The sequence below is a fragment of the Kribbella sp. NPDC051770 genome (assembly GCF_040681455.1).
Lineage (GTDB): Bacteria > Actinomycetota > Actinomycetes > Propionibacteriales > Kribbellaceae > Kribbella.
The window spans coordinates 88,829-104,541 of the sequence record NZ_JBFAYT010000004.1; the positions used below are offsets into that span (position 1 = coordinate 88,829).

Consider the following 15,713-nt stretch of genomic DNA (forward strand, 5'->3'; position numbering starts at 1 on the left):
TGATCCTCGTGGACCGGTCCGTGCTCGCCGACTTCCTGCGCAGCCGTCGCGAGGCGCTGCAGCCGGAGGACGTCGGGCTGCCGCGGGCTCACCGTCGCCGGCGCGCCGCCGGGCTGCGCCGCGAGGAGGTCGCCGCGCTGGCCGGGATGTCCACCGACTACTACAGCCGGATCGAGCAGCAGCGCGGGCCGCACCCGTCGGAGCAGCTGCTCGCGGCGATCGCGACCGGGCTGCGGCTGACCCAGCCCGAGCGCGACCACCTGTACCGGATCGCGGGCTACGCGGCGCCGCTGGAGGTCGCGGACCACGGCCGGCTGTCGCCCGGCGTACGGCGGGTGTTCGAGCAGCTCGACGGCTCACCGGCCGAGGTGGTCAACCACCTGACCGAGAAGATCGTGCAGAACAGGCTGTCGAGCATCCTGTTCGGCGACCAGACCCGGTACGCCGGGCTGCGGCGGGCGATGGCGTACCGCTGGTTCACCGACCCCTGTGCCGAGCGGGGGCCGTTCCCGGTCGAGGATCACGCGCGGCACTCGCGCACGATCGTGGCGCACCTGCTGCTGGCGCACACCCAGAACAGGTCCGAGCCGCGCCTGGCCGCGCTGATCGGGTCGTTGCTGCACACCAGCGCCGAGTTCACCGAGCTGTGGCACGAGCACCCGGTCACCGAGGACGATCCGGCACCGCTACTGGTCCGGCACGCGGAGGTCGGCGACGTCCACCTCTACCGCGAGACCCTGCACAGCCCGGACCGCACCCAGCACCTGATCGTCTACACCACCGAGCCCGGCAGCGAGAGCGAGGAGAAGCTGCGCTTCCTCTCGGTGCTGCGCTACGAGCTGATCTAGAACTTGCGGCCGGTGAGGCGCTCGTAGGCGTCGACGTACGCCGAACGCGTGCGCTCGATGACCTCGGCCGACAGCGGCGGCGGGGCCTCGCCCGAGTGCCGGTCCCAGCCGGACTCGAACTGCAGCCAGTCCCGGACGATCTGCTTGTCGTACGACGGCTGCTGCTTGCCCGGCGCCCACTCGGCGGCCGGCCAGAACCGGCTCGAGTCCGGCGTCAGGACCTCGTCGGCGAGCACGATCGTGCCGTCCGCGCGGGCGCCGAACTCGAACTTGGTGTCGGCCAGGATGATGCCCTGGCGCTCGGCCATCGCGTGCGCCTGGCCGTAGATCTCCAGCGTCAGGTCGCGCAGCCGGCCGGCGATGTCGGCCCCGACCGTCGCCACCACCGCGTCGTACGAGACGTTCTCGTCGTGCTCGCCGAGCTCGGCCTTGGTGGCCGGGGTGAAGATCGGCTCCTCCAGGCGGGAGCCCTCGACCAGGCCCGCGCCCAGCGGGATGCCGCAGACCTCGCCGGTGGCGTTGTAGTCGAGCAGCCCGGAGCCGCTCAGGTACCCGCGGGCGACACACTCGACCGGGAACATGTCGAGCTTCTCGCAGACCACCGCACGGCCCGCGACCTCGGCCGGGACGTCGGTCGAGATGATGTGGTTCGGCACCCCGAGCTGCTCGAACCACCACAGGCTCATCGCGGTCAGCACCTTGCCCTTGTCCGGGATCGGCGTCTCCAGGATCCAGTCGAACGCGCTCATCCGGTCGCTCGCGACCATCAGCAGGTGGCCGGACTCGAGCTCGTACAGGTCACGCACCTTGCCCGAGTGCAGGTGCTTGGCGCCGGGAATCTCAACAGCCTGCGGAAGTGTGGTCACACCGGCGATTGTCCCACTGCCCGCTTCCGGGCCCGCACCCCGGCCAGTTTGCCGCCCAGGGTGATCGCACCGTCGCGGATCCCGCAGAGCAGGCCGCTGTCGAGCTGCCCGACCCGGCCGATCGTCCGCGAGACCCGCACCAGCTTGGTCGCGGCGGGTCGCCGCTCGGCGTCGTACGCCTTCAGATTCTTCAAATGCTTGGGGAGAGCAGCCGCGTCCTCGATCGCCGTACAGGCTCCTCGGCCGAGGTTCGGTGTCATCGCGTGCGCGGCATCCCCGAGCAGCACCACATTCCCTTGGACGAAAGGAACCAGCGGCAGCCGCAGGTCGTAGATGTCGTTCTGCAGCACCTCACCCGTTGCCTCCAGCAACTTCGGGATCGGGTCGTGCCAGCTCCCGAACCCGGCCCAGACGTCCGCCCCCACGACCCCAGGAGCCCGGTTCTCCGTCGCGTACCAGTAGTACCGCCCGTCGATCAGCCGCGCGAACCCGAACCGCCGCCCGCGCCCCCACGTCTCCCCACCCCCGTCGTCCACCTCGATGTCGGCGATCCCCCGGTACGCCGCGTAGCCCGCGTACCGCGGACCGTCGTACGCCGGGTACAGCGCTCGCCGGACGACGCTGCGCAGCCCGTCGGCCGCCACGATCAGATCCGCCCGGAACTCCTCCCCGCCGGCCCGCACGGCGCCGTCCACGAACCCGTCGACCGTGACCCCGGTCCGCACGCTGACGCCCTGAAACCGCTCGGTGATCAGCTCGTGCAGCCGCGCCCGGTGAATCATCACCGGCACCTCCACGCCGAGCGCCTCCGCGCGCAGCACCCACCGCCCGTCCGGCCGCCGCATCCCCGCCGGCGCCGACTCCACCGCCGCCTTCTCGACCCCTTCGACCCCGAGCTCCTCCAGCGCCTTCACCGCCGACGGCCACACCGAGATCCCGGCCCCCACCTCGCCCAGCTCCGGCGCCCGCTCCAGCACCGTCACCCGCAGACCCGCCCGCTCCAGCCCGAGCGCAGCCGCCACCCCACCGATCCCCGCCCCCACCACAATCGCCGTCTTCATGGCTTCGACTCTACATCCGTAGAGTCCATCTGGATAGAGTGTGCGCGTGCCCTCCACCCCACCCCGCGGCGACGACCGCCGAGCCGCCATCGCCGACGCCGCCATCCACCTGGTCGCCACCCGAGGTCTGCGCGGCCTGACCCACCGCGCGGTCGACACCGAGGCGGGCTTACCGCCGGGCTCGACGTCGTACTACCTACGCACGCGAGACGCGCTGCTCACCGCGTGCGTGAGCCGGATGCTCGAACGCGACCTCGCCGCCCAGCCCCCGGGCGGCCAGCTGCCCTTGGTGCAATCGGCCCAAGTAGAGGCTCTTCTGACCCAGATGATGCTGGGGCTCGTCCGGGACCGCGCCGAGGACCAACTCGCGCGCTACGAGCTCTCCCTCGAAGCCAGCCGGCGGCCGGAGCTCCTCGACGCGATTACCCAGGGCGGACGCGTCCTGCGCGAACACCTCGCGGGCATCCTCGGCGGGCTCGGCATCCGCGAGCCCGAACAGGCGGCGTGGCCGTGCGCGGCGATGCTCGACGGCCTCCTCTGGGACCGCGTCGCAGGCGCCGGCCGGACACTCGCGGACGACGCCTGGGAGCTTTCAGTGCGCCGGGCAGTCGCCGCTCTGCTGACTGGCTTCAGCGCCGACTGACGAGCGACATGCGCAGGTCTGCGAAGCCGGCACTTCATCCCTAATGTGGAAGTCACTACCACTTTCCGCCTGTGGGGGTTCCGGTGTCACTTGCTGAAGCGTTTGCTGCCATCGCCACATCCGAACGACCGGCGCGGACGGAGGTGATTCTGCGGCGGGCCGTGGTCCTCGGGGCGAGCATGGCCGGGCTGATGGCGGCGCGCGTGCTCAGTGACCACGCCGACGAGGTGCTGGTGATCGAGCGGGACGACTCCGACAACGGCGACGACCCGCGGCCCGGCGTACCGCAGGGAACGCAGGTGCACGCGTTGCTTCCGGCGGGCGCCGCCCAGCTCGACCGGTGGTTTCCCGGCTTCTCCGCCGACGCGGTCGCCGAGGGTCTGATCGAGCCGACACCGGATCAGGCGTACACGTTCGTCAACGGCGTACGCCGGGTGACGCCGCCGCCGCTGACCGAGATCCGCACGCTGATCAGCACCCGGCCGTTCCTGGAGTCGCGGGTGCGGCAGCGGACGCTCGCGCTGCCGAACGTGCGGCTGGTCGCGGGCCGGGCGGACGGGATCGGCTTCACCGGCGACCGGGTCACGAGTGTGCAGTACGTCGCGGCAGGCTCCACCGAGAGCGTCGACGCCGATCTGGTGGTGGACGCGACCGGCCGGTCGAGCCGATTGAGCGACTGGCTCGGCGCCGCGGGCTGGCCCGAGCCGACGCTGACCCGGATGCCGATCAAGCTCAACTACGCCTCCGCACTCTTCGAGCGCAAGCCCGGCGAAGTACTGCTCTCCACCTCGCAGACCATGGCGCAACCAGGCCAGACCGCGCGGATGGGCGGCATCCTGCCGGTCGAGGGCGACCGCTGGCTGGTGCTGGTCGCCGGGTTCGCCGACGACCGGCCGAGCCGGGAGACCGAGGACTTCCATCGCCGCTGCCGCGAGGACTTCCCCTGGGTGTACGCGCACATCGTCGACAACAACCCGATGATCGGCGACGTCGTCACCTACCACCAGGCCGACAGCCGGCGCCGGAACTACGACGAGCTCGACCGCTTCCCGGCCGGGCTGATCGTCGCGGGTGACGCGGTCGCGTCGTTCAACCCGATCTACGGGCAGGGAATGACGTCAGCGACGCTGCACGCGTCCTGCTTGTCGGCGTACCTGCGCTCGAACCCCGCGCTCGACGAGCCGGCCTGGGAGTACCTGAAGCAGGTCCGCGTGGTGGTCGACGCGGCCTGGCAGATCTCGACGTTCGCCGATCTCGCGCTGCCGCACGTCAACGGGCCGTTCCCGCGCGGGTACAAGCTGACCCGCTGGTTCACCGGGCTGATCCTGAGCGCCTCGCTGCGCGACGCGCAGCTGAACGACGACTTCGCCCGCGTCACCACGATGCTCGCGCACCCGAACCTGCTGGCGCAGCCCAAGACGCTGGCCCGGGCGCTGCGCGGCGCGATCCCGCGGCCGCTGGTCACAACCGATCGGTGAGGACGACGAACGTGAAATAGGCGCTGCCTATCACCACGCCCAGATGGCCGAGCAAGGACAGGCCGGCGCCGGATCCCCAGGCATCGGCGGCCTTGTCCTCGGAGTGCCGCCCGCCGCTGGGCAGCCAGCGGGCCAGCAGCAACAACCCGATCAGCGCCAGCAACCACCAGCCGCCCAGCGCGCCGAGGGCGATCACGCGGCGCGTGGTGACCAGGGCAACGACCCAGGCGATCAGGGTGAGCACGCCGACGACCGTGTGCAGCCGCAGCAGCGCCGACGAGTAGCCCGCGACGCCGCTGGAGCGGTTCTGCTCACCCGCGCTCTCACCGCCGAGCCGGATCCGCGTCAGCAGTACGACGACAGCGCCCAGAGCGGTCAGGAACCAGGTGACGTTCGACCATTCCACGAACCGATCCTTACCCCACTTGACGGCGTACGGAACACCAAGCGTGTCGGGATTCGCATTCAGGCTCCGTTGCTGGTCAAGTCGTACACGGTGGTGCTGCCGATGGTCTGGGCCTCGAAGTTCTGCTCGACCCAGGTGGAGATCTCACTGGAGGTCCCACCGCGGCCACCGAATCCTCCGCCACTGCTCCCGACGAAATAGTGGACCTTGCCCTGGGCAACCAATTCCTGGAACTCGGCGAGCGACGGCGCCGGATCGGTCCCGTTGAAGCCGCCGATCGCCATCACCGGGACCTCGGCGGCGATCTGCACCGGCGCGGCACCGTTCGCGGTGACCGCGGCCGCGGCCCAGGTGTAGCCCTGGGCGCCCTGCTGCAGGAAGGTGATCAGCTCGCTGGAGACTCCGCTGGTGCCGCCGCCTCCGAGGAAGCCGCCCGCGCCGCCTCCGCCTCGGGCCGTTCCACCACCCGGCCCGCCGGGCGCTCCACCGGGCTGTCCGCCGTTCGCTCCGCCGGGCTGCCCGCCCATTCCCCCGCCACGCGGACCGCCCATCCCTCCACCAGGCGGTCCTCCCATTCGGCCACCGAAACCTGCAGTGCTAGCGGGCCCCGCCGAAGGCAGCGCCCCCGCATGCGCATCGCTGATCGTCGTCACCGAGTACGCCGTCGGCCCAGCCAGTGCGGTCAGCACCAGCAACACACCGGCGACAGCCCCACCCCGCTGCACCCCCAACTCCGGCAGCACCAGTACGGCGCCCGCCGCCAACACCCCGCCAAGCAGCACCAGCCACCGCAACCACGGCAGGTAGTCCGATGACGCCGAGAGCAACGAGAAGCTCCACCCTGCCGTCAGCAGTACCCCACCAGCGAGCACCACCCGCGGCAACCACTCCGACCGGCGCCGCCAGAGCACCATCGCCGCCGCCCCGATCAGCGCCGCGATCGCCGGTGCCAGCGCGACCATGTAGTAGCTGTGGATGATCCCCTGCATGTAGCTGAAGACCAGCCCGGTCACCACCAGCCAGCCGCCCCACAGGATCGCGAACGCCCGCGTCCGGTCGGTCCGCGCCGAGCGCCCGGCCGCGACCACCAGCACCACCGTCGCGATCAGTGCCGCAGGCAACAACCACGCGATCTGCCCCGCGAACTCGCCACCGAACAAGCGCTGCAGCCCGGTCGCGCCACCCCAGCCGGGGTTTCCGGTCCCGCCGCCGACCGATCCGGCCTCGTCACCGGTCAGCCGCCCGAGGCCGTTGTAGCCCAGCGTCAGTTCGAGAATGCTGTTCGTCTGCGACCCACCGACGTACGGGCGGGCCGACGCAGGCAGGAGCTCGACGATCGCGATCCACCAACCGGCGCTGACGATCATCGCGCCCAGGGCAACGAAACTGTGGGCGATCCGCTTGCCGAGCGCCGGCCGGCCGGCGACCAGGTACGCCAGCCCGAACGCCGGCAGCACCAGGAACGCCTGCAGCATCTTCGTCAGGAACCCGAACCCGACCAGCATCCCGGCCAGCGCCATCCACCGCCCGGCGTACCGGACGGAGTCGATCGCCCGAGTCACGGCCCACGCCCCCGCGACGAGCAGCAGCACCAGCAACGCGTCCGGGTTGTTGAACCGGAACATCAGCACCGCGACCGGCGTCAGCGCGAGGATCGCGCCCGCCAGCAGTGCGGCGTACGGCGAGAACCAGCGCCGCACCGATGCGTAGACCAATCCGACGCTCGCGACGCCCATCAGCGCCTGCGGGATCAGCATGCTCCAGACGCCGAAGCCGAAGATCCGGCCCGACAGCCCCATCACCCACAGCGACGCGGGCGTCTTGTCGACGGTGATGAAGCTCGCGGAGTCGAACGACCCGAAGAACCAGGCCTTCCAGCTCGTCGACCCGGCCTGCACCGCGGCCGCGTAGTACTCGTTGGCGTAGCCGTTCTTCGACAGGCCCCACAGGTAGGCGATCGCGGTCAGGACCAGCAGGCCGCCGTACAGGGTCTTCTCACGGCTGATCGGGTACGACGCCGCCAGCGTCACCCGTCTCGGTTCGGTCAGGGTGCTCATCAGTGGCTCCGGGCGTTGTCGAGGATTTCCAGGGTGGGCAGAACGGGCGCTTCGTCGTCGAAGACCCAGTTCTGGAAGAGGCTGAAGCGGACGATCGTGGCCGCGAGGTTGGCGATCGTCAGCACGGTCACCTCGATCGCCGTGGCCGGTACGGCGACCGCCGTGTGCAGCAGCCACAGCGACGACGCGGTCAGGCTCCAGCCGATGAAGAAGGTGACGAGGCCGCGCAACTGGTGCCGGCCGCGGTGGTCGAGCCCGCGGACGCCGAAGGTGACGCGACGGTTGAGCGCGGTGTTGCCGACGGCGGTGATCAGCAGCGCGAGCAGGTTCGCGGCCTGGGCGGGCATCGTTTGCCGCAGCAGGAGGTAGAGCACGGCGTACGCGATCGTGCTCAGGACGCCGACGGCCGCGAACCGCAGGGCTCGGGCGGCGAGCGCCGTCCGGGGGTCAGCGACCGCGGGACGGCCGTACGTACGGCGTACGGGCTCCAGCGGGAGCCGGTCGGCGGTGCGGTGCAGCCGGGCGATCCCCCGCAGATCGTCCGCCACTGTCTGCGCGATCGCGACCCGGGAGTCCAGGTCGTCGACCCAGTCCACCGGGACCTCGTGGATCCGCAGCCCGGCCCGCTCGGCCAGCACCAGCAGCTCGGTGTCGAAGAACCAGCTGGTGTCCTCGACCATTGGCAGCAGCGCCTCGGCGACGTCGCGACGGATCGCCTTGAAACCGCACTGCGCGTCCGAGAAGCGTGTCCCGAGGGTTGCCTTGAGCAACAGGTTGTAGCCGCGTGAGATCAGCTCCCGCTTCGGCCGCCGGACCACGCGGGACCCACGGGCCAGCCGGGTCCCGATGGCGACGTCGCTGTGGCCGGCCAGCAATGGCGCGACCAGCGGGAGCAGGGCGTTCAGGTTGGTCGACAGGTCGACGTCCATGTAGGCCAGGACGTCGGCGTCGCTACCGGACCAGACCTGCTTCAGCGCCCGGCCGCGACCCGGCTGCTCGATCCGGACGATCCGGACCCCGGGCAGCTCGGTGGCCAGCAAGGTGCCGATCTCGAAGGTGGCGTCGGTACTGCCGTTGTCGGCGATGCAGACCTCGGCCGGAAACGGAAAGGCGGCGTCCAGGAAGTCCCGGAGCCGCCGAACGTTCGGGGCGAGGTCGTACTCCTCGTTGCGCACGGGAACGACGATCTCGACCCGCGGATGACCTTGGTTCTGCATGCCTCCCAGGCTCTCCGGCCAACCTGTGCCGGTCCCTGGCCGCGGCTGGGAACTTCCTGGGAGTTGCTACGCCGTACGGCGGAGCCAGAGCAGGCCGAGGATCGGGAGGACGAGCGGGACGAAGCCGTAGCCCTGGCCGAAGTGGGACCAGACCGTCGCGTCGGGGAAGTCGTCGGGGACGGCGTAGCTGAAGGCGCCGATGCCGACGACGCCGATCAGCTCGATGACGATCGCGATGGTCGCGATCCGGCGGGAGAAGTTCGTTGCCTTGGCCAGCGCGAAGGTGGCCAGGCAGTAGATGATCGCGGCAACGGCCGACAGCACGTAGGCGATCGGGGCGCGGTCGAACTGGTTGACGATCTGGAAGACCGCGCGGCCGGTCGCGGAGAGCGCGAACACGCCGTACACGAGGATCAGGATCCGGCCCGGGCCGTGCCGAGTCACAGCCGGGTCGGCGGTCTGCTCGTCGGTCATCTCAGGCCGTCCAGATCTCGTGCATGCGCAGCTCGAGCACCGGGATCACGAAGCACGCGACCGCCAGCGCACCGGCGCCCCAGCGGCTGCTCTCCGCCAGCGCCCACAGCGCGCCGAGCGGCAGGATGATCAGCGAACCGACCAGGTACCCGAAGAAGAAGCCTCCGGACACGTCCCGGTCGGTCCCGGCGAACTGCACGATCCCGACCACCAGCTGCGCGACCAGCGCGACCTCGACCACACCGAGCACCGCGAGCAGCGTCCAGTTGATCCGGCGATCGAGCGCGGCCAGCACAATCGCGTAGACCATCGCGGCGAGGGACAGTCCGACGAGGACCCAGGTCAGCGGTTCGTACACGGACTAGAGGATGTCACCCGGGGCGTACGACGCCGCCTCGGGGTAGCGCTTGGCGAGCTGGTCGATCTTGGCGACGACCGCGTCGACCTGGGCGACGGCCGCGCCGGTGAAGGTGAGCGGCTCGCCGACGATGCCGACGATCTGGTCCTCGGTCAGGCCGAGCCGGCCGTCCGCGCCGAGGCGGTGGAACAGGTCGTTCGCGGCCAGGCCCTTGCGCAGGTCGAGCGCGGTGGCGACGGCGTGCTCCTTGATCACCTCGTGCGCGGTCTCCCGGCCGACGCCGTTCTTCACCGCGGCCATCAGGATCTTCGTCGAGGTCAGGAACGGCAGGTACCGCTCCAGCTCGCGGTCCACGACCGCCGGGTAGACGCCGAACTCGGCGAGCACGGTCAGGAACGTCTCGAACAGCCCGTCGAGCGCGAAGAACGCGTCCGGCAGCGCCACCCGCCGTACGACGGAGCAGAAGACGTCGCCCTCGTTCCACTGGTTGCCGGCCAGCTCACCGGCCATCGACGCGTAGCCGCGCAGGATCACCGCGAGCCCGTTCACCCGCTCGCAGGACCGGGTGTTCATCTTGTGCGGCATCGCGGACGAGCCGACCTGGCCCTCCTTGAACCCCTCGGTGACCAGCTCGTGCCCGGCCATCAGCCGGATCGTCGTCGCCAGGCTCGACGGCCCGCTCGCCAGCTGGACCAGCGCGGAGACCACCTCGTAGTCCAGCGAGCGCGGGTAGACCTGGCCAACGCTGGTCAGCGTACGGCGGAAGCCGAGGTGCTGGGCGACCTCCGACTCCAGCCCGGCGAGCAGCTTGTCCTGGCCGCCGAACAGGTCGAGCATGTCCTGCGACGTCCCGACCGGGCCCTTGATCCCACGCAGCGGGTACCGGTCGATCAGCTCCTCCAGGCGGGCGATCGCGACCAGCAGCTCGTCGGCCGCCGAGGCGAACCGCTTGCCGAGCGTCGTCGCCTGGGCCGCCACGTTGTGCGACCGGCCGGTCATCACCAGCGCCGCGTGCTCGGCCGCCTTCTGCCCGAGCTGGACCGCCGTCGCGACCGCGCGGTCCCGGACCAGCTCCAGCCCGGCCCGGATCTGCAGCTGCTCGACGTTCTCGGTCAGGTCGCGCGACGTCATGCCCTTGTGGATGTGCTCGTGCCCGGCGAGCGCGTTGAACTCCTCGATCCGGGCCTTCACGTCGTGCCGGGTGACCCGCTCACGCTCGGCGATCGACTCCAGGTCGACCTGGTCCAGCACCCGGCGGTAGTCCTCCAGGACGCCGTCCGGGACGTCGACGCCGTACTCCTTCTGCGCGCTCAGCACCGCCAGCCACAGCTGCCGCTCGAGCACGATCTTGTGCTCCGGCGACCACAGCTCGGCCATCGACAGGCTGGCGTAACGCGCGGCGAGAACGTTCGGGATCCGGGGCTTGCTGGAGTTCGGCACGCTCCTATTCTCCCTGGTCGGGCCTGCCTCCTCCGCCGGACCCCCACCACTCAGTAAGCCGACGCCCACCACCGTCCAAGCGCCGGGCCCGGCCGCGCACTGAGCGTGAACGAGCCTCGGCGAGCGGTGATCGGCGGGGTTGGTGGGTGGTGGGCGTCGGCTTGGTGAGTGGTGGGCGTCCGGATCTCAGCGGGCTCGGAGGTCCGCAGCGATCAGGTCGACGGCGTGCCGGCCGGCGGACAGGACGGCGGGGAAGTTGAGGAACGCGTGCATGGTGTCGGCGTACTCGACGAGTCTGGCCGGTACGCCGGCGGCGGTGAGCCGGGCCGCGTAGCCGCGGGCGTCGTCGCGCAGCGGGTCCCGCCCGGCGGCGAGGATCAGCGCCGGCGGGAGGCCGCTCAGGTCCTCGGCGCGGATCGGTACGGCGTGCGCGGGGAGGCGGCGCCCGAGGCCCGCGCGCTCGGCGCTGAGCTCGTCCGGCGGGAAGTACGCCTCGTCCGCCCAGCCCGGTCTCGTGCTCAGGAACACTCCGTCGAACAGCCGCGCCGACTCGGTGTCCTGGTCGAAATCCAGGCTCGGGTAGCAGACGATCTGGCGCTCAGGCTGAGCCAGCCCACGATCCTTCGCGACCAGACAGGCCCCGGCAGCCAGCGCGGCGCCCGCGCTCTGACCGCCGACGAGGATCCGGGGGTATCCGTGCTCCCGCAACCATTCGAGAGTGTCGACCACGTCGTCGAGCCCCGCCGGGTACGGGTGCTCCGGCGCCAGCCGGTAGTTGAGCGACACCACCACGACGTTGCCGTGGACCGCGATCCCGGAGGCGGCGTACTCGATGTCCCGCAGGTCGCCGCCGATGAAACCGCCACCGTGCAACCACAGCAGCACCGGCCGCGGCTCGTCGGTGGCCGGCTTGTAGACGCGAGCCTGCAGCGTCCGCCCCGGCAGCTCCAGCTCGAGATCGCTCACCCGCGCCGCCGGATGGACGACGCCTGCGAGCTCCGGGTCGGGCAGCTCCTTGCGGTCCCGCAGCAGCGCGTCGTACGGATCTGATTCCTCGGGTGGTTCGGCAGCGAAGCGCGCCAGCAGCCGGTCGGTCTCCGGCCCGAACCGCACATCCTCGATCGTCTCGCTCACGCAACGGCCTCCTCGAGCCCCAGGTGCTTCCCCACATGCGCGTACGGCGGCGTCCCGTCCGGCGGCGTCGCCGCGTACTCCGCCAGCGCCCCCACGCTCCCGCCGAACGGCCCACCCGTCGCCGGATCCCGCCACGCGACCTCGTCGTACGACGAGATCTCCGCGACCAGCGCGTCCACCACGCCCCCGAACCGCTCGATCAGCAGCCCCGACGGCAACTGCCGCCCGGCCTCGACCCCACCGACGTTCAGCGCACTACCGATCTCCGCCGTCTCCCACCGCGGATCAAGACTCCAGTGCGACCGCCCAGCCGCCGCCTCACGCAGCAGCGCGAGCGTGATCTCGTCCCACATCAGTACGTGCGCGACGAGGTCGTGCAACGAGTCGCAGAAGTGCCCGAGCGGGCCGTCGGTCACGCGAAACGGTTCGGTGAGCCTGTCATCAGGCAGCCCGTCGACGAGATCGAGCAACCGCTGCCGATCGGCCCGGACGAGCTGCGCGGCGATCGCCGCGGAAGTTGTCGGAGTACGCATGGGCCAAGTCGAGCAGCCCCTGCGTGACCCGTACGGTCAATTGACGATGTTGCGCAATCGTCAGACGGTGATCTCGCCCCGGGCCGCCTTCAGCGCGATGTCCGTGCGGTGCTGCGAGCCCTTGATCCGGATCTGCCCGACCCCGGCGTACGCGCGCTGCCGCGCCTCGTCGAGGTCCTTGCCGGTCGCGCTGACCGCGAGCACACGGCCGCCGGAGGTGACCAGTTCCTCGCCGTCCTGGCTCGTTCCGGCGTGGAAGACGCGGACGTTGCCGGCCTCGGCCTGTTCGATGCCGGCGATCGCGTCGCCGCTGCGCGGCTTCTCCGGGTACTTCTTCGCGGCAACGACGACCGCCACCGCGGAGCCGTTCTTCCAGGCCAGCGGCTCGGCGTCGGCGAGCTTGCCGGTCGCGGCGGCGGACAGGACGCCACCGAGCGGCGTCTTGAGCAGCGGCAGGAGTGCCTGCGTCTCGGGGTCGCCGAAGCGGCAGTTGAACTCGATGACGCGGACGCCGCGGCTGGTCAGCGCCAGCCCGGCGTACAGGAGGCCGCTGAACGGCGTGCCGCGGCGGCGCATCTCGTCGACGGTCGGCTGGAGCACCTTCTCGGTGATCTCCTCGACCAGGTTTTCAGGGGCCCACGGCAACGGTGTGTAGGCGCCCATGCCACCGGTGTTCGGGCCCTCGTCGTTGTCGCCGAGGCGCTTGAAGTCCTGGGCCGGCTGCATCGGCAGCACCGTCGTCCCGTCGGTGATCGCGAACAGCGACACCTCCGGGCCGTCCAGGTACTCCTCGATCAGCACCTGCCCGCACTCGGCCGCGTGCGCGAGCGCCGCCTCGCGGTCCGAGGTCACCACCACACCCTTGCCCGCGGCAAGCGCATCGTCCTTCACCACGTACGGCGGACCGAACGCGTCGATCGCCTCCGCGGCCTGCTCCGGCGTCCGGCAGACGTAGGCCCGGCCGGTCGGTACGCTGGCCGCCGCCATCACGTCCTTGGCGAACGCCTTCGAGCCCTCCAGCTGCGCGGCCTGCTTCGACGGCCCGAAGACCGCGATCCCGGCCTCCCGCAGCGGGTCGGCGAGGCCGGCCACCAGCGGCGCCTCGGGCCCGACCACGGCCAGATCGGTCCCGGACTCCCGCGCCAGCGCGACCACCGCGTCGTGGTCGGAGATGTCCACCGGGCGGCAAACGATCGTTTGCCCTTCGTACGCCGGGTGCAACACCGCGATGCCAGGGTTGCCCGGGGCCGCCACCACCTGGGTGACGTCGGGATCCTGACTCAGCGCCCAGACCAGTGCGTGCTCACGGCCGCCAGAGCCGATGACCAATACCTTCACGGGCCCTGAGCCTAGTGCACTTGTGCGGGTACCGGGACGGTCGCCCCTGGGCGGTGTAAGACTGCGCGTTACTGGAGGTACTCGATTGACTACTAGCTCGGCACCGGCGCCGCTGCGTCGCCGGCCCACCCCTGCGTCCCTGCTGTCCTGGCTGATGCTGGCCCCCTGCATCGTGATCTTCGCGCTGTTCATCGTCTGGCCGCTCGGCAAGTCGATCTCGCTGTCGCTGCACGGCAGCGACCTGTTCGGCCGCCCCGACGCCTTCGTCGGCCTGCAGCACTACCGCGACATGCTCGGCTCGGCCGAGTTCCGGCACATCCTCTGGGTGACCTTCGCGTTCGTGCTGCTGACCGTGATCCCCGGCGTCCTCGGCGGCCTGGCGATCGTGCTGCTGCTCGAGCAGCACATCAAGGGGATCCGGATCTTCCGGACCGCCTTCGCGCTGCCGTTCGCGTTCTCGGTGGCCAGCGCGTCGGTCATCTTCGCCACCATCTACAACCCGGCGATCGGCCTGGCCAACGGTGTCCTCGGCCGGTTCGGCGTCGACCGGATCGGCTGGCTGACCGACCCGTCCTGGGCGCTGATCAGCGTCGCGATCACCACGGTCTGGATGAGCATCGGCTACAACGTGCTGGTGCTGTCGGCCGGGATCGGCGCGATCCCGCAGGAGATCAACGAGGCGGCCACGCTGGACGGCGCCGGCGGCTGGCGGGCGTCGCGGTTCATCACCGTGCCGCTGCTCGGCCCGCAGCTGTTCTTCCTGGTGGTGATCTCGACGATCCAGTCGCTGCAGGGCTTCGGCCAGATCAAGATCCTGACCCCCGAGGGCGGGCCCGAGCAGTCGACCAAGACGCTCGTGTACTCGATCTACCACACCGCGTTCGCGAACAACGCGAGCGACTTCGGCGCCGCGTCGGCGCAGGCGATCGTGCTGTTCGTGATCCTGCTGGCGTGTACGGCGATTCAGTTCGGCGTACTGGAGAGGCGGGTGCACTACAAGTGACTCGTTTGAGCGTTGGGCGGCTCGTCACGTACGGCGTACTGATCCTCGCCGCGCTGGCGGTGATCTTCCCCGTGTACTACGTGATCGCGGGCTCGATCATGTCACCCGGCCAGATCTCGTCGTACCCGCCGGACCTGTTCCCGCACGGCATCTTCACCGGCAACTACGAGGGCGCCTCGTCGTCCGGGACGCCGATCGGCCGGCAGTACCTGAACTCGATCCTGCAGACCTCGATCATCACGCTGTCCCAGCTGATCACCAGCGTGCTGGCGGCGTACGCGTTCGTCTTCATGAGGATGTGGGGCCGGACCGTGCTGTTCGGGCTCTTCCTGGCCACGCTGATGGTGCCGTGGGAGTCGATCGTGCTGCCGAACTACCTGACCATCACCAGCTGGTCGGTCGGCGGCGAACGCCTGACCGCGTCGTACGCCGGGACGATGGTGGCGCTGGTGCTGCCGTTCCTGGCCAACGCCTTCGGGGTGTTCCTGCTCCGGCAGTCGTTCCTGCAGTTCCCGCTGGAGCTGCGCGACGCGGCGACCATCGACGGCGCCGGGCACTGGCGCTTCCTGACCCGGATTCTGGTGCCGCTGAACAAGCCGGCACTGACGGCGGTGGGGCTGTACGTCTTCCTGGCCGCCTGGAACCAGTTCTTCTGGCCGCTGCTGATCGGCGACTCGGCCGACCGCCGCACGCTGCAGATCGGCATCAGCCAGCTGAACGACGCCGAGGCCGCCGACCCGGGCCTGATCCTGGCCGGCGTCACCTTGTCCATCCTGCCCACCCTGGCCATCGTGATCTTCGGCCAGCGCTTCATCGTCCGCGGGCTGACCGCGGGCGCGATCCGTTAGTTCGACGAG

General features: G+C 70.5%; 16 protein-coding genes. 5 read left to right on the top strand and 11 right to left on the bottom strand.

The genetic code is table 11. From position 1 onward, the window contains the following. Positions 1-8: 8 nt before the first annotated feature. Positions 9-848 carry a helix-turn-helix transcriptional regulator gene (locus AB0M01_RS15275; protein ID WP_363669647.1) on the top strand — a complete coding sequence of 280 codons (840 nt, stop codon included), beginning with the start codon at positions 9-11 and terminating at the stop codon, positions 846-848. Here the strand turns inward: AB0M01_RS15275 and AB0M01_RS15280 are convergent. Then, entirely contained in the window at positions 845-1,714 is an 870-nt protein-coding gene (locus tag AB0M01_RS15280) for a phosphoribosylaminoimidazolesuccinocarboxamide synthase (protein WP_363669649.1), read from the bottom strand. The two genes, AB0M01_RS15275 and AB0M01_RS15280, sit on opposite strands and share 4 nt — an antisense overlap. Then, positions 1,711-2,775 carry an FAD-dependent monooxygenase gene (locus tag AB0M01_RS15285; RefSeq protein WP_363669651.1) on the bottom strand — a complete coding sequence of 355 codons (1,065 nt, stop codon included), beginning with the start codon at positions 2,773-2,775 and terminating at the stop codon, positions 1,711-1,713. Before AB0M01_RS15285 ends, AB0M01_RS15280 begins: the two co-directional genes overlap by 4 nt. Before the next feature lie 46 nt (positions 2,776-2,821). On the opposite strand from AB0M01_RS15285, the gene AB0M01_RS15290 reads away from it, so the two are divergent. After that, entirely contained in the window at positions 2,822-3,418 is a 597-nt protein-coding gene (locus tag AB0M01_RS15290; protein ID WP_363669653.1) for a TetR family transcriptional regulator, read from the top strand. 143 nt (positions 3,419-3,561) lie between these two features. Continuing rightward, entirely contained in the window at positions 3,562-4,896 is a 1,335-nt protein-coding gene (locus tag AB0M01_RS15295) for an FAD-dependent monooxygenase (RefSeq protein ID WP_363669655.1), read from the top strand. Here AB0M01_RS15295 and AB0M01_RS15300 read toward each other — a convergent pair. From AB0M01_RS15300 to purD, 9 genes are all read right to left on the bottom strand, one after another. Continuing rightward, positions 4,880-5,302: a hypothetical protein gene (locus AB0M01_RS15300; protein WP_363669657.1), complete on the bottom strand. Its 423-nt coding sequence runs from the start codon at positions 5,300-5,302 to the stop codon at positions 4,880-4,882. The two genes, AB0M01_RS15295 and AB0M01_RS15300, sit on opposite strands and share 17 nt — an antisense overlap. 59 nt (positions 5,303-5,361) lie before the next feature. Beyond that, the gene (locus tag AB0M01_RS15305) at positions 5,362-7,359 is read right to left on the bottom strand and encodes a glycosyltransferase family 39 protein (protein WP_363669659.1); all 1,998 of its coding nucleotides are present in this window, start codon (positions 7,357-7,359) and stop codon (positions 5,362-5,364) included. Continuing rightward, positions 7,359-8,576: a glycosyltransferase gene (locus AB0M01_RS15310; RefSeq protein WP_363669661.1), complete on the bottom strand. Its 1,218-nt coding sequence runs from the start codon at positions 8,574-8,576 to the stop codon at positions 7,359-7,361. Before AB0M01_RS15310 ends, AB0M01_RS15305 begins: the two co-directional genes overlap by 1 nt. Before the next feature lie 66 nt (positions 8,577-8,642). Further along, positions 8,643-9,050, bottom strand: coding sequence for a hypothetical protein (locus AB0M01_RS15315; RefSeq protein ID WP_363669663.1), 408 nt, complete (start codon positions 9,048-9,050; stop codon positions 8,643-8,645). Between the two features lies 1 nt (position 9,051). Beyond that, on the bottom strand, positions 9,052-9,408 hold the full coding sequence (locus tag AB0M01_RS15320; protein WP_363669665.1) for a hypothetical protein: 357 nt from the start codon (positions 9,406-9,408) through the stop codon (positions 9,052-9,054). 3 nt (positions 9,409-9,411) lie between these two features. Beyond that, positions 9,412-10,848, bottom strand: coding sequence for an adenylosuccinate lyase (gene purB, locus AB0M01_RS15325; RefSeq protein WP_363669667.1), 1,437 nt, complete (start codon positions 10,846-10,848; stop codon positions 9,412-9,414). A gap of 186 nt (positions 10,849-11,034) precedes the next feature. Next, a complete protein-coding gene (locus AB0M01_RS15330; RefSeq protein WP_363669669.1) occupies positions 11,035-11,982 on the bottom strand; it encodes an alpha/beta hydrolase in 948 nt (315 codons plus the stop codon). After that, positions 11,979-12,515, bottom strand: a complete 537-nt coding sequence (locus tag AB0M01_RS15335) for a maleylpyruvate isomerase N-terminal domain-containing protein (protein ID WP_363669671.1) — start codon at positions 12,513-12,515, stop codon at positions 11,979-11,981. Before AB0M01_RS15335 ends, AB0M01_RS15330 begins: the two co-directional genes overlap by 4 nt. Positions 12,516-12,575: 60 nt before the next feature. Further along, positions 12,576-13,853: a phosphoribosylamine--glycine ligase gene (gene purD, locus AB0M01_RS15340; RefSeq protein WP_363669673.1), complete on the bottom strand. Its 1,278-nt coding sequence runs from the start codon at positions 13,851-13,853 to the stop codon at positions 12,576-12,578. A gap of 85 nt (positions 13,854-13,938) precedes the next feature. Between purD and AB0M01_RS15345 the strand changes: the two genes are divergently transcribed. After that, on the top strand, positions 13,939-14,856 hold the full coding sequence (locus tag AB0M01_RS15345; RefSeq protein ID WP_363669675.1) for a sugar ABC transporter permease: 918 nt from the start codon (positions 13,939-13,941) through the stop codon (positions 14,854-14,856). Further along, on the top strand, positions 14,853-15,704 hold the full coding sequence (locus AB0M01_RS15350) for a carbohydrate ABC transporter permease (protein WP_363669677.1): 852 nt from the start codon (positions 14,853-14,855) through the stop codon (positions 15,702-15,704). Before AB0M01_RS15345 ends, AB0M01_RS15350 begins: the two co-directional genes overlap by 4 nt. Positions 15,705-15,713: the final 9 nt, after the last annotated feature.

Excerpts from the sequence above, each read along its gene's own strand:
- AB0M01_RS15285 (WP_363669651.1), bottom strand. The coding sequence starts at position 2,775 with ATGAAGACGGCGATTGTGGTGGGGGCGGGGATCGGTGGGGTGGCGGCT.
- AB0M01_RS15305 (WP_363669659.1), bottom strand. The coding sequence starts at position 7,359 with ATGAGCACCCTGACCGAACCGAGACGGGTGACGCTGGCGGCGTCGTAC.
- AB0M01_RS15310 (WP_363669661.1), bottom strand. The coding sequence starts at position 8,576 with ATGCAGAACCAAGGTCATCCGCGGGTCGAGATCGTCGTTCCCGTGCGC.
- AB0M01_RS15315 (WP_363669663.1), bottom strand. The coding sequence starts at position 9,050 with ATGACCGACGAGCAGACCGCCGACCCGGCTGTGACTCGGCACGGCCCG.
- AB0M01_RS15335 (WP_363669671.1), bottom strand. The coding sequence starts at position 12,515 with ATGCGTACTCCGACAACTTCCGCGGCGATCGCCGCGCAGCTCGTCCGG.